Genomic DNA, 13,105 nt, shown 5'->3' on the forward strand with positions numbered 1-13,105 from the left:
ATTTTTTTGTGTAAGCTACAAATAATTGAGCTTACACAATTTTATTTGGGGATTTGCGTTATTCGGCAGGTGATGCTTCGCTTTCTTCTTCAGTTGTTTCTGCGGTTTTGTAGCTCCAACCTAAAAATACGATACGTGCCGAAGAAGCAGGCGTGCCGCCATTTTGTACTTGTAATAAACCCGCATCATAGTGAGCACCACTGCCCCCTGTTGCGGTAATTGTAGAGCCACGTACACTACCAAACAGCTCACCACTTCCCGATAGCTTCACCGTTGTCAAAGGGGCATAAATAGCCGCATATAAATTCGCAGCACCGCTAAATTGCACGCCATTTACACCATTAAATGATGAGTAGAATGATAACGACGGATGACCACTAGTAGTTAATCCTTCTTGCTCAGTAATGACTTTTGCGCCTGCACCAATATTGACTTTTCCGGTTAATAACACTGTTAAGCTACTGTCTTTTTTGATTGTTAGGCTGGTATCCCCTGCCATCGAAAAGTCACCATCAATCAGTAAAATAACATCACCACCAGAAACTTCCATTTTGCCGTCACTGGTCATTTTGAGTCTATCAAGAGCAAAAATATACTCTTTGCTATTGCTACCATTAGCTTGGTTCTGTGCTTTAGAGTTAAACAAGAAAACATCAGCAAGGCTTGGCATAATAACTTGGCTACCACCGCGACTAAAATAGCCCTTTTCAGTATTAAGCTTAAATTGTTGCGTAGGACCAATCGAAATAGAGCTGTAACTGCTTACTTGGTCTGTGATGCCTGTCATTTTCTCTGGCAAAATTAACGGGTCGCAACTGGTATCTGGATTTGTAGGGTCATAATCAGGTGCAGCTGGATCGGCTACAGTTACCGGTTCAACATTCGGGTTCACGTTAAATTTACGATCACTATAATGCACACCATCTTGCTGGTTATTGCTGGTATCTTTAAAATCGCCTGAACCGCCATACATAATATCCAACGCTTCGCCTTGGCTATTCGTGATGAATGTTGACCACTGCATTTTTGCATCACCATTGGCTCGCACAACCCCCGAAATAGTCCCGCCACGATGGGTATAATAACCACGGGTATAGACATTACCGTCTACACGTAAACCACTGCCAGGAGAGATATAAACACCGGAGTTCGAATGGATATTACCAATAATTGGTGATGAGCCATTTAAGTAAATAACTCCGGTCGCTTTTACATCGCCCTTTATCGGTGAGTGACCCGATAGCACTACATCTGAATCACCAGCAATGGTTGAAACATCACCATCATTCGACTTTGTTTCTTCGTAGGTGCCTTTACTCGAATCATAGCTGTCGATACTACCACTGCCCGATAAATCGACTCCCTTACAGCCCACCATCGCATTAGTGAAAACAGAACTACCTTTCGCGCCTTGTACTGCAAAACGGGCGACTAAGTTACTTTGCGCGTCACCATCAAATCGTTGCCCCAAGCTTGCAATTTCAAGCTCACCAGCAGCGTTTTGACTTAAACTGGCATTAAAAATGGCATCATCAGCAATAACACCAGAGCCCGATGCGTTACTGGTTTTACTGATCAAATCTTCAACCGCTAATACACCTTCATCATTCAAGGTTTGTTGCAGTAACTTAGCTTGTTCAAACACACCTTTTTCAGCCATTAAGCGGCTGTTTAATTTCTTTTGAAAGTTGCCACTTAAACGTTCTTGAACAACGTTTTCACGTAGCGAACTAAGCACCACTATGCTAGCCATACTGGTCAAGATCAACACTGTAATTAGGGTAAAACCATTTTGCTTGTTATACACTGCCAGCTCCGTATGCTTTGACTAATATTGCATTAGTTAAAGCAATATCAATGTTAATACCATTACCGAACTGAGCTGGTAAATCATTTGGCTTTACAGTGACTGTGACAAGCTCACCGGCGATATCAAATGACAAAGCTTCGATTCCTGTCAGTAATCGCTCTGAGGCAGCACCATCGAGTGAACACATTAAGTTGCTACCATTTAAGCTATATACTTCAACCACCTGCGCAGTTGTCGCAGAGCCATCACAGGCAATGACACCACTTGGCTGAGTAATAGTAATTGTGCTTTTATCTGCACTGATGGTGGGTGTTAGTTGTGTTTGCTTTATGCTGCGGTTGAATACTTTACTGGTATAGCGAATCACTTCTTGAGCGTTTTCAAGCTCTTTACTCACCTCAATGGTGCTTTTAATCGCCGAGTAAGACAAGCTCACTCCCGCTAATAAAAAAGCGCCAGCTGCCAATGCCACCATCAGTTCAACTAAGGTAAAACCCTGAACGCGTTTATTCATGAGCACACCGCCGTTAAATCAGGAAAACTGGCATTTAGACTAATTTGATTTTCTGCATTGTCTGTCATGCGTTTATCAACCCAAGCCACATTAATTTGCATGTCATCACTGTAAGTAGCTGGGATCGTCAGCTGATAATCACTCACTTGTGGCGCGAGCGAAGCTCTAAATATCGCGTCTTGAAAAAGTGCGGTATTGGTTTTTTGAATTTCACAAATACGCGGCCACAAACGCTCAATGGTGTTTTGCCCTTGAATAAGTGACACAGTGTAATCAAAACTATTGGTTGCATATTGCAGCGATTTTAGCTGCGCTGCCGCCAAGCCTAATAATGCGATGCCAGCGATCACCACTGAAATCATCACTTCTAATAATGAAAAGCCTGCCTGCTTATTCATGCACATCCTCGCTGTGAATTTTCTACTAACCAGTTTTGGCCACTTTTAAGCACACACATCACGTAATCAGTGGTATTTGTGTGCTCATCTTTCACTAAAATTTCAGCTTGTTTATCAACTTCGCCACTGGCACTAATGGCCAATGCGACTAAATTGACGGCAACGCCGCTTTTTGTGACCGAAAATTCTTTTAAAACCGTGTCTACGCCGCCCTCGTTGAGGGTCACTTGCCAACTATTATTACTAACAACTAGGTTAATAGGTTTGTCGCGTTTGACCGCTTCACTGCGTGCAAATTTATAAGCACTATTTAATTGATTTGCAGTAGTTACGACGCGATCTTGCAAAATTTGCTGACTAAAAGACGGGAAAGCAAGGGCTGCCATAATGCCAATAACACTCAGCACAACCATTAACTCAATTAAGGTAAACCCTGCAATTCGACGCAATTGTGTTACTCCCAGCAATCACTAAATGAAGCGCTATAACTACCATCATGTTTAACGGTTAAGTCACCACAGCGATCACTCGCTTGCGCCGAACCCGATTTAGGAGCGGCTTTTAAACTGTAGCCACGATTTTTAAAATCGCTTACAGCACCTGATACTTTATCTGTTGCTGTGTAAGTAAGGTTGTAATAGTCAGTATTTTGAGTTGCAAATGCATTGGGGTAGCCGCCATTTCGTGAATAAATTCGTTCAAGACTGGCGCTGTATTGCAGTAACTCTTGTTGAATATCTGCACGGCGACTACGTTGCATGTGCTCAGTGTAAGCTGGCAGTGCTACGCTATACAGAATCCCTAAAATAGCGATCACGATAAGAATTTCAACTAGTGTAAAGCCTGTTTGTTTGCCCATTCCATGTGATACTAATGCACTTCTCAACCTTAACCCCTTAATACTTTTTAACCAGCACAATATAAATGACAGCGTTGTCAGTGTCAATTTTAACCAATTCACTTTTACTCATTCGATTATACTAATAAGAACAAAGAAATTAAGAAAAAAGAACGTATGTTCTTAAAATAGGTAATAATATAGGATTAGTATTTGTATGTTTAAAATATAGAAACCAATACTATTGGATGGCAACTGAAGAAGCAATAGCGGTACAAAATGCTACAATTTATAAATTTCAGGCACAAAAAAGCCGCACCTAAGTGCGGCTTTTTTTACTTAATATTGCTATTAAGCTTCAGCGATAACGATTACTTTGATAGTAGCCGATACGTCTGAGTGTACTGCGATTGCTACGTCAAATTCGCCAGTCTCACGGATAGTACCTAGAGGTAAACGAACTTCTGATTTAGCAACTTCAACGCCAACAGCTGAAATAGCTTCAGCGATGTCGCGAGTACCGATAGAACCGAATAACTTGCCTTCGTCACCAGCTTTAGAAACTAGTGTAACTTCAGCTAATGCTTCTAACTTGTCAGCGCGAGCTTGAGCAGCAGCTAGATCTTCAGCGATCTTAGCTTCTAAATCAGCACGACGTGCTTCGAAAGTTTCGATGTTAGCTTTAGTTGCAGGAACTGCCTTACCTTGTGGGAAAAGGAAGTTACGTGCGAAGCCAGATTTAACTACAACCTGGTCACCTAAACCACCTAGGTTTGCGATCTTGTCTAGTAGAATAACTTGCATGTCTCTACACCTTTTAAAAACTGTTAATCCGCTGCTTACTTATGTAAGTCAGTGTATGGAAGAAGGGCTAAGTAGCGAGCACGCTTGATAGCAGTTGCTAGCTGACGCTGATATTTAGCGCTAGTACCTGTGATACGGCTAGGTACGATTTTGCCACTTTCTGTAACATAGTTTCTAAGAGTAGCTAGATCTTTATAATCGATTTGTTGTACGCCTTCCGCTTTGAAGCGGCAGAACTTACGACGTCTGAAATAACGTGCCATGAGTAAAATTCCTCAAAAAATTCTTTCTATATGTTGAGCATGCAAGACCAATTGGCTTAAGCCGTTTCGGCCTTCGTGACGATTTAAAAACCCCGTCACTTGCACTTGTTGCCCAACGTGCAATTGTTGAGTTTGTTGTTGCATTGGCGTGCCGCTGGCAACAACTTGAAGCCTGACATAACTATTACGGTTAAGGTCTGCTTCAACTTGCATCGATTTATGTTCAAGAACAAAAATACAATGCGGTATACCAGCAGGGCTTTGACTATATTTAGGTGTTTTACAAACAACCCCAGATAGTGTCAGCTGATTCATATAAGGATTAAGCGGTTGGCTCATCTTTTTGTCTCAACTGCAAGCGCCATGCTTGAACTCAAAACGATTAAGCAGCTGGTGCTTCTTTCTTCTCTTCTTTCGCAAGAGGAGATGCTTCAGTTACAGCGTCTTTAGTACGCATAACTAAGTTACGAAGCACTGCATCGTTGTAGCGGAAAGTAGTTTCTAGCTCGCTGATTACTTCAGTAGGTGCTTCAACGTTCATAAGAACATAATGAGCTTTGTGAAGCTTGTCGATTGGGTAAGCCAATTGACGACGGCCCCAGTCTTCAAGACGGTGGATAGTACCACCAGCTTCAGTGATAGAACCAGTATAACGTTCGATCATACCAGGTACTTGCTCACTCTGATCAGGGTGAACCATGAATACGATTTCGTAATGACGCATGGATATTCCTTACGGTTAATAGAGCCTTCTACCGTTTCGGCCAGTCGGTTTAAGGCAAGGAATTAAATTTAATAAGCCGAAATGAGCGCGCATTTTACGCTTAGATTGATAATTAAGCAAGATAAAACAGCAAGCCAAGCTAGATTATTGTGCTCTATTAAGATTTTCTAAACGCTAAAAACAAAAAACCCAGCCGAGGCTGGGTTTTTGAATTCTGAAAACTAAAATTACTTGATTTTAGCTTCTTTGAAAATCACGTGTTTACGAGCTTTAGGATCGTATTTTTTGATTTCCATTTTTTCAGGCATGTTACGCTTGTTCTTGTCGGTAGTGTAGAAAAAACCAGTACCAGCAGTTGAAACTAAACGGATCTTATCGCGCATGATTCAGTTCCTTAAACTTTTTCGCCACGAGCACGGATTTCTGTAAGAACCGCGTCGATGCCTTTTTTATCGATAATACGCATACCTTTAGTAGTAGTGCGTAGTGTTACAAAACGTTTTTCACTTTCAACCCAAAAACGGTGAGTTTGTAGGTTAGGTAGGAAACGACGTTTAGTCGCGTTTCTCGCGTGTGAACGGTGATTACCAACCGCTGGACGCTTACCTGTAACTTGACATACTTTAGACATGTCTATATATCTCCAATAACTTCGCTCGAGCTTAATTTTCCCTTAGGCCAGTATTTGTGCCCCGGGATAAATCGAAGGGCGCTCTTTATACAGCTTATACAGGCAAAGATCAAGTAACAGATCTTATCCAATCAGCTCATGTGTAAATTTGATAGCGGCTAATTATAAAGATCGAATGCCCTTAGGGAAAGTAAAAACTGCATTTAAATTAAACTAATTTCTAAAATCGCCCTAAACTGCTCATTTTTAACACACTCTCTAATACAGTTGGCTCTATATAAGCCCTCTTTCGGCAAACGAAACACAATTTTCACCACCCACTATGATGTGATCCAGCACATTTATATCGACTAAGGCTAAAGCTTGCTGCAATTTAGTGGTGATCAATTTATCGGCCTGACTAGGCTCCGCCACCCCACTTGGGTGGTTATGAGCAAGTATTAGTGCCGCCGCATTATTACGCAGCGCTGCTTTAACCACTTCACGGGGGTACACAGACGCGGCATTAATAGTGCCATAAAAAAGTACTTCGTCTTTAATCAACTGGTTTTGACTATCTAAGTACAGCACCATAAATACTTCCTGCTGTAAGCCACGTAACTGAATAGTTAAATAGTCATACACGGCTTGTGGCGAAGTAAATAACGCCTCGCGCTTACATTGCTCAAGCATATAGCGCCGGCTTAATTCAAGCACTGCTTGAAGCTGCACATACTTAGCAGCCCCTAAACCCTTTTGAGCGCAAAACTCTTGTTCAGATGCATTAAATAAGTCATGCAGCGTACTATTAATATCGAGCAGATGCTCAGCCAGTTCAATGGCATTCATGCCCGGCACACCGGTTCGTAGGAATATTGCTAATAACTCTGCATCTGAGAGTGCTTTGGCACCTTGGGCAAGTAACTTCTCCCGCGGCCTTGCTGATAAAGGTAAATCGGTTAATGGCATTGCTTCATCCTTAAAACAACTATTCCATATATTAAACTGTACTATAAAATTTAGTTTTTTCCTGTCTGTAGAAAAGAAAACTTCATGCTATCGGTAAAGATTTGCTATCGTTAGCCCATATCGACAAAGGTTAAATTTCACGTAATGACAAAATCAGTAAATAAAAAAATCCTGTTAGGTATGAGTGGTGGTATTGCAGCCTATAAATGCGCAGAACTTGTTCGCCGTTTAAAAGATCAAGGCTGTGAAGTAAAAGTCGTCATGACCGACTCAGCAAAACACTTTATTACTCCTTTAACTATGCAAGCGGTAAGCGGTGAGATTGTTTCTGATTCATTACTCGACCCAGCAGCAGAAGCCGCAATGGGTCATATCGAATTTGCCAAATGGGCAGACCTTATTTTAGTCGCCCCTGCAACCAGTAATATTTTAGCCAAAATGGCCATGGGTATTGCAGATGACTTACTGACGACCCTACTACTGGCTACCCCTGCAAAAGTGGCGGTTGCACCTGCCATGAATCAACAAATGTATGCCCACCCTGCTACACAAGCAAACCTTGCCATACTTAACGAGCGTGGCGTGGCTATTTGGGGCCCAGGTAAAGGCGAGCAAGCCTGTGGTGATGTAGGCGCAGGACGCATGTTAGAGCCTCATGAGTTAGTCGCGCTTTGTACACAACCTGAAGTAGAGCCATTACTTGCAGGCAAAACCATCACGATTACTGCAGGACCAACCCGAGAAGCCCTCGACCCGGTTCGTTATATCTCTAACCACAGCTCAGGCAAAATGGGTTATGCCCTTGCAGAAGCTGCACTTGCGCTAGGTGCAAAGGTAAATCTGATTTCAGGCCCCGTAACAATTAAAGCACCTGCTAATGCCCTGCTTACTAATATAGAAAGTGCTGAGCAATTACTTACCGCCTCAATGGAACTGGCCGCGCAATCGGATGCTTTTATCGGCTGTGCAGCAGTGGCTGATTACCGTGCAGCTGCAATTCATGAGCAAAAGATGAAAAAGCAAGGCGATGAACTAACCCTTACTTTAGTTAAGAACCCAGATGTCATCGCTAATGTCGCAGCACTTAGCGAAAACCGCCCTTATACCGTTGGCTTTGCGGCAGAAACTCAAGATGTTGCAAGCTATGCAAAAGGTAAGTTAAAGAACAAAAATCTCGATATGATCTGCGCAAATGACGTATCAAAAGAAGGCCTTGGCTTTAATTCTGATCATAATGCTTTAACACTCTTCTGGCACAATGAGCAGCTAGATTTAGCAATGGGAAGTAAAAAAGATTTAGCCATGAGCGTAATGACTGAGCTTGCCAAGCGTTTGTAAAAATGCTGGAAAGAAACTGAATAAAACATTAACATAAGCCACTCATTTGCACAAAAAATGGCTTGTCTGACTCCCAACAGCGCAAGTAATAAATTATAAGAAAGGAATGGTCATGCCTGCGACAAAAAGAAGTAATCGCAAAGAGCAGATTCTGCAAGCACTCGCACAAATGTTAGAAACCAGCCCAGGTCAACGTATCACCACCGCAAAGCTCGCGGCCGAGGTAGGTGTGTCTGAAGCTGCGTTATATCGTCATTTTCCGAGTAAAGCACGGATGTTTGAGGGCCTAATCGAGTTTATTGAAGATACCCTGTTATCACGCATTAACCTCATTTTAGAAAATGAGAAAGAAAGCCAAACACGTGTCTACAATATTTTGCTGTTATTGTTAGCCTTCGCCGAGAAAAACCCGGGCATTACCCGCATTTTGACCGGTGATGCCTTACAAGGTGAACAAGAGCGTTTACGTGAACGTGTACAAGGCTTATTTGAAAAGCTAGAAACTCAGTTCAAGCAAGTGCTACGCGAACGCAAACTGCGCGAAGGTAAAGCATTCCAGTCAGACGAAAGCACCCTAGCCAACTTCTTACTCGCCTATGTAGAAGGTAAGATGAACCAATTCGTGCGCAGCGACTTTAAAGCAAAACCCAGTGCACAATTTGAAAAGCAATGGCCAGAGTTACAAAAGATTTGGTTGTAGTTCAAGCTTTATTAGCTGGTAGTTAAACTACCAGCTTAATACCTACCTTATATACACTTGATTTGAAAAATATTTCTTTTTTGAGTTAGTTAATTGAATTTCGGCCTGGTTACCAACAAGCTGCAATAGTAAGCCCTGAGCAATTTCCCTTTCACCCAATTTCGATTTCACAACAACTTCTTTTCCTATTGCTCCTTGCAACCTCGGTTTAGGGAAACTCGCTTTAGTAACTGGTTTTAGCCCTTCATTTTCAACAAACAAATTTAGACAATGCTGCTTAGCGGCACTGATCCAGTCATCATGGGATTTAACAATATCAACGTTATTTAAAAAGTGTATCAACGCACTATTTCGACTACTAAATTCACTCGAAACATCGGCCATATTTTTAACTTGCGCCCATTTACGAATAACAACGTACTTGCCTTGCGTGAGTCTCGCTAAACTCGTCGATGCGCCCGTCATCCGGCTATACCATTCGATTCTATAACAAGAAGAACCCAAGCTATGAAGTAGAATAGTCGTATTGCCAAATTCCTTAGTACTACCCTCAATAACACTCACTTTCAATCCTTTAAGCAAAAGTAAATCAGACTTAAAGGATATGAAGAACAAGCCGTTATGATAATGAGTGACTTTCTTAGTAAGCCTAAGAAATATTCCTAGATTGCAGAGAATGGTTAAACAACTTAAAGGGGTAATCGAGATTAAAGAGCAAAGAATGATGATTCATTTTGAATGTTGAGCGGAGTGGTTTTTCTTAATTACGTAAAGATATAGAAAGAAAAAAGCCCGTAGCATTCACTACGGGCTTTAATATGATTTGGTGAGTCAGCCAATAAGCCGCTGTTTTGTATGCGCGGAGTGGGTTTTCTTTTAGAAAGTAAAAAGCCCCGCATTGCTGCGAGGCTTTTTATGTAATTTGGTGAGTCAGCCAGTAAGCCGGGTTCTGTCGTGGATAATCATTCGTCTAGGCCATAAATTGCTCTATGGCTCAAGCAACCTACCCGGTTCTCACGTGGTCACGCGTTCATTATTTAAAATGATAGAACCCTATTTGGTCTTGCTCCGGGTGGAGTTTACCTTGCAACCAACTGTTACCAGTGGCCCGGTGCGCTCTTACCGCACCCTTTCACCCTTACCAACCGAAGTTGGCGGTCTCCTCTCTGCTGCACTTGTCGTAGGCTCGCGCCCCCCAGCCGTTAGCTGGCACCCTGCCCTGTGGAGCCCGGACTTTCCTCCCCCTGCGCATTTTCGTTGCAGGCAGCGATTATCTCGGCTGACTCGGCGCGCAGTATACCTGAGCGCGCACGTCTATGCAGTAAAGAATTAGCCTTTTTCGTCAATAATTGCTTTATAAAGTGCGTTTTTCTTCAAACCAAAATACTCAGCCACAACACCACAGGCTTTTTTCAGTGGCATTTCGGCTTCGAGTAAACCTAGCATGCGGCGCGCATCTTCTGGAATATCGTCACTTTGCTTTGCTTTACCCGGTAGCATCAGTACGATTTCACCACGCTGCTTAGTGGGATCATCCGTTAAGAACTGTTTTAGCTCGGCAACTGTGCCATTGAAAAAAGTTTCGAAAGTTTTGGTAAGTTCTTTGGCAAACACTACTGGCTGCTCTGCACCGAGAGCTGCTTCTAAATCATCAAGGCTCGCCATTATACGGTGGGTACTTTCATACAGGATGCTAGTAATACCTGAGTTTACCGCTTCGATAAAAAAGCTCTGCCTTGCTTTACTCTTTGCAGGTGTAAAACCAATAAACTGAAAACGATCTGTTGGTAAACCAGAACAACACACCGCGGTAATTGCAGCACATGCCCCCGGCACCGGCGTGACGTGCGCGCCTTGTTCACGGCATAAATTAACCACCGCATAACCTGGGTCGCTAATAAGTGGCGTGCCGGCGTCAGATACCAGCGCAATATTCATTCCTTGCTCTAACCAATCTACAATTTGTTGCGCTTTTTGTTTCTCATTATGGTCATGTAAAGCAAAGGTTTTTGCTTTGATATTAAAATGGCTTAACAACTTTCCTGTGTGACGAGTATCTTCAGCGGCTATTAAGTCAACCTCAGATAGGGTTTGGATGGCACGCTGGCTGATGTCATCAAAGTTACCAATAGGCGTGGCAACAATGTAAAGAGTGCCGATTTTATCTGAATTGTCCTCATTTAACATTGAGGTCTCCTGCGTCAGTCAGTAATATAAGCAAATCGCGTTAACGTATCGGGAAATCATTGTGCGACTTAAACTTGTTAGTCTATTAATTGTATTGTCAGGGTTATCGGCTTGTAGCACAACCGAAAAACCTCGAAATAGTGCAGAAAATCAATCGGATCAATCGAGTATTGCCCTATCACAGCTAACCGACGCACAATCTATGTACCAAGCAGCGCTAAATCGTCAAGGCGCAGATAAAATACAGCTTTTATACACTGCGCGTGATGCGGCTATCAGTGAGGAGCGCTGGGCACTACTAGAAAAAGTCTGCCTTGAACTAGAAGCGACCCCAAGTGTAGACCAAATTCAAAACAAACTTTACATTGCTCTTGCACAAGAGCATCAAGGCAAAAGTGATTTAGCTTTAGCTCAGTTACAGCAGCTCGAGCCACAGTTAAGCCAGCCTGAACATCAAGCATGGCACCAATATTTAACTGCGCGCGTTTATGCATCGCAAGGTATGCCAAAACGGGCAATGCCTTTCTTTTTTAAAGCATCAACACTTAGCAGCGAAAACAATTTTATCGTTGCCAATCTAAACAAAGATTTATGGCAAAGCCTAACCCAGCTTTCATCGTACGCACTTGAGCGTTTTAATCGTGGCTCTGTGGTGCAACAAGGTTGGGTCAATTTAGCGCTTTATCATCAAGTGTATTTAGGTGCGCCTGTTGAGCTTCATCAAGCAATGAACAACTGGCTGCGTCGCTACCCGGGTCACCCAGCAGCTGAGGTGCTGCCTAAAAAGGTAACAGAGCTAGTACAAATTGAACCTTTAAATGTAAACCGCCTCGCAGTACTACTCCCTCAATCAGGCGCCAATGAGCGATTAGGTGATGCACTAAAAGCAGGTGTGCTTGCTGCCTTAGATGGAAAATCATTAGAACAAACATTATTTATTGATGAGTCGCTATCAGCCGCTGAAATTACACTTAAACTCAGCGAATTTAATGCTGATTTTGTTATCGTCCTTTATTAAAAACTAATATCGAAAAGCTAACCAACGCTCAAACACTAGTTGATTACCCAGTGATGCATTTAAACACCTTTGATGGTGAGCGAATTTCACAGCAGCACTTTTTCTTTGCTTTAAGTCCTGAACATGAAGTTCAGCAAGCACTGGAGCGATTTTTAACAGCGGGCTATCAAAAGCCGATGCTGCTAGCGCCAAATAATAGTAACGGCCAACGCCTAGTTGAATACTTCAATACGCAGTGGCAACGCTACAGCGAAGTTAAACCTCAAATTGGGCTTTACTCTGGTAAAGACGACATGCCAAAAACAATCACTGGCTTACTTGAAGTAGACCAAAGCAAAGAGCGTATTAAAGTTGCCAAATCGTTATTCAAGCAAGAAGTTGAAAGTGAAACTCGCTCGCGCAGCGATATTGATGTGATTTATATTTTAGGTGATGCTACTGAAACGCGTTTAATCAAGCCCTATTTAGACGTAAACGTAAGTACTTTTGCTGAGCGTATTCCGCTTTATGCCAGCTCAAAAAGCCACAGTAAGCAAATCGATAGAACCGACAAAGGCGATTTAGATGGCCTTTATTTTACGGAACTACCTTGGATGCTTGATGGTCAAATTCAACAACACAATTTACGCCAGCAATACGAAAGTTTATGGCCAGAAAACGCAGATATAAGCCAGCGCTTATTTGCCATGGCATTCGATGCAGCCAGTATGCTAGGTGATGTGAAGCAATTAAGCATGGTGCAAGGTAAACGCTTTAGTGGTATCAGTGGTCAACTGAGCATTGCCAGCAATGGCTATGTTACGCGCACTTTAGATTGGGCACAGTACAAGAATAAACAAATTATTGCGGTTGATTTAGCGACTGAGCAACCAATTCCATTATTTATGCAATCTGCCTTTGGAATTAACGCTGCTGAATAATCTTTTTAAAAC

At 42.5% G+C, this 13,105-nt stretch carries 16 protein-coding genes, 1 other RNA gene and 1 pseudogene; 3 read left to right on the forward strand and 15 right to left on the reverse strand.

Annotation, left to right across the window (positions count from 1 at the left end; all coding sequences use genetic code 11):
• Positions 1 to 58 precede the first annotated feature (58 nt).
• From ACRWSG_RS06580 to radC, 12 genes are all read right to left on the reverse strand, one after another.
• Positions 59 to 1,807 (reverse strand): DUF7305 domain-containing protein, encoded by a 1,749-nt coding sequence (locus ACRWSG_RS06580; RefSeq protein ID WP_462165927.1) that lies wholly within the window; start codon positions 1,805 to 1,807, stop codon positions 59 to 61.
• Positions 1,800 to 2,324, reverse strand: a complete 525-nt coding sequence (locus ACRWSG_RS06585) for a prepilin-type N-terminal cleavage/methylation domain-containing protein (RefSeq protein WP_063528379.1) — start codon at positions 2,322 to 2,324, stop codon at positions 1,800 to 1,802. The genes ACRWSG_RS06580 and ACRWSG_RS06585 overlap by 8 nt, the downstream gene beginning before the upstream one ends.
• A complete protein-coding gene (locus tag ACRWSG_RS06590) occupies positions 2,321 to 2,722 on the reverse strand; it encodes a type IV pilus modification PilV family protein (protein WP_054554195.1) in 402 nt (133 codons plus the stop codon). Before ACRWSG_RS06590 ends, ACRWSG_RS06585 begins: the two co-directional genes overlap by 4 nt.
• Complete coding sequence (locus tag ACRWSG_RS06595) at positions 2,719 to 3,171, reverse strand: GspH/FimT family pseudopilin (RefSeq protein WP_054554194.1); 453 nt, start codon at positions 3,169 to 3,171, stop codon at positions 2,719 to 2,721. The genes ACRWSG_RS06590 and ACRWSG_RS06595 overlap by 4 nt, the downstream gene beginning before the upstream one ends.
• A gap of 5 nt (positions 3,172 to 3,176) precedes the next feature.
• Positions 3,177 to 3,608: a type IV pilin protein gene (locus ACRWSG_RS06600; RefSeq protein ID WP_327077894.1), complete on the reverse strand. Its 432-nt coding sequence runs from the start codon at positions 3,606 to 3,608 to the stop codon at positions 3,177 to 3,179.
• Positions 3,609 to 3,911: 303 nt separating this feature from the next.
• A complete protein-coding gene (rplI, locus tag ACRWSG_RS06605; RefSeq protein ID WP_054554192.1) occupies positions 3,912 to 4,364 on the reverse strand; it encodes a 50S ribosomal protein L9 in 453 nt (150 codons plus the stop codon).
• Positions 4,365 to 4,399: 35 nt separating this feature from the next.
• Positions 4,400 to 4,627 (reverse strand): 30S ribosomal protein S18, encoded by a 228-nt coding sequence (gene rpsR / locus ACRWSG_RS06610; RefSeq protein WP_002962753.1) that lies wholly within the window; start codon positions 4,625 to 4,627, stop codon positions 4,400 to 4,402.
• 12 nt (positions 4,628 to 4,639) lie between these two features.
• Positions 4,640 to 4,942, reverse strand: coding sequence for a primosomal replication protein N (gene priB / locus ACRWSG_RS06615; protein WP_036973732.1), 303 nt, complete (start codon positions 4,940 to 4,942; stop codon positions 4,640 to 4,642).
• 67 nt (positions 4,943 to 5,009) lie between these two features.
• The gene (rpsF, locus tag ACRWSG_RS06620; protein WP_036973113.1) at positions 5,010 to 5,351 is read right to left on the reverse strand and encodes a 30S ribosomal protein S6; all 342 of its coding nucleotides are present in this window, start codon (positions 5,349 to 5,351) and stop codon (positions 5,010 to 5,012) included.
• A 227-nt stretch (positions 5,352 to 5,578) separates the two neighbouring features.
• Positions 5,579 to 5,734, reverse strand: a complete 156-nt coding sequence (rpmG, locus tag ACRWSG_RS06625; RefSeq protein ID WP_022946036.1) for a 50S ribosomal protein L33 — start codon at positions 5,732 to 5,734, stop codon at positions 5,579 to 5,581.
• An 11-nt stretch (positions 5,735 to 5,745) separates the two neighbouring features.
• Positions 5,746 to 5,982: a 50S ribosomal protein L28 gene (gene rpmB / locus ACRWSG_RS06630; RefSeq protein ID WP_036973115.1), complete on the reverse strand. Its 237-nt coding sequence runs from the start codon at positions 5,980 to 5,982 to the stop codon at positions 5,746 to 5,748.
• Positions 5,983 to 6,255: 273 nt separating this feature from the next.
• Positions 6,256 to 6,930, reverse strand: coding sequence for a RadC family protein (gene radC / locus ACRWSG_RS06635; RefSeq protein ID WP_138601269.1), 675 nt, complete (start codon positions 6,928 to 6,930; stop codon positions 6,256 to 6,258).
• A gap of 144 nt (positions 6,931 to 7,074) precedes the next feature.
• Here radC and coaBC point away from each other — a divergent pair, with 144 nt between their 5' ends.
• Both coaBC and slmA read left to right on the forward strand, forming a co-directional pair.
• Positions 7,075 to 8,268 carry a bifunctional phosphopantothenoylcysteine decarboxylase/phosphopantothenate--cysteine ligase CoaBC gene (coaBC, locus tag ACRWSG_RS06640; protein WP_462165928.1) on the forward strand — a complete coding sequence of 398 codons (1,194 nt, stop codon included), beginning with the start codon at positions 7,075 to 7,077 and terminating at the stop codon, positions 8,266 to 8,268.
• A gap of 112 nt (positions 8,269 to 8,380) precedes the next feature.
• The gene (slmA, locus tag ACRWSG_RS06645; protein ID WP_054554189.1) at positions 8,381 to 8,968 is read left to right on the forward strand and encodes a nucleoid occlusion factor SlmA; all 588 of its coding nucleotides are present in this window, start codon (positions 8,381 to 8,383) and stop codon (positions 8,966 to 8,968) included.
• A 42-nt stretch (positions 8,969 to 9,010) separates the two neighbouring features.
• Here slmA and ACRWSG_RS06650 read toward each other — a convergent pair whose 3' ends face one another.
• The 3 genes from ACRWSG_RS06650 to rsmI form a co-directional block, all read right to left on the reverse strand.
• Entirely contained in the window at positions 9,011 to 9,532 is a 522-nt protein-coding gene (locus tag ACRWSG_RS06650) for a hypothetical protein (RefSeq protein ID WP_054554188.1), read from the reverse strand.
• Between the two features lie 358 nt (positions 9,533 to 9,890).
• Positions 9,891 to 10,255, reverse strand: an RNA gene (gene rnpB / locus ACRWSG_RS06655) — RNase P RNA component class A.
• A 42-nt stretch (positions 10,256 to 10,297) separates the two neighbouring features.
• A complete protein-coding gene (gene rsmI, locus ACRWSG_RS06660; protein ID WP_187491034.1) occupies positions 10,298 to 11,155 on the reverse strand; it encodes a 16S rRNA (cytidine(1402)-2'-O)-methyltransferase in 858 nt (285 codons plus the stop codon).
• Between the two features lie 61 nt (positions 11,156 to 11,216).
• Between rsmI and ACRWSG_RS06665 the strand changes: the two are divergent.
• A pseudogene (locus tag ACRWSG_RS06665) lies at positions 11,217 to 13,093 on the forward strand (penicillin-binding protein activator).
• The last annotated feature ends 12 nt before the right edge of the window (positions 13,094 to 13,105 follow it).

It is taken from the genome of Pseudoalteromonas sp. GB43 (assembly GCF_054923805.1).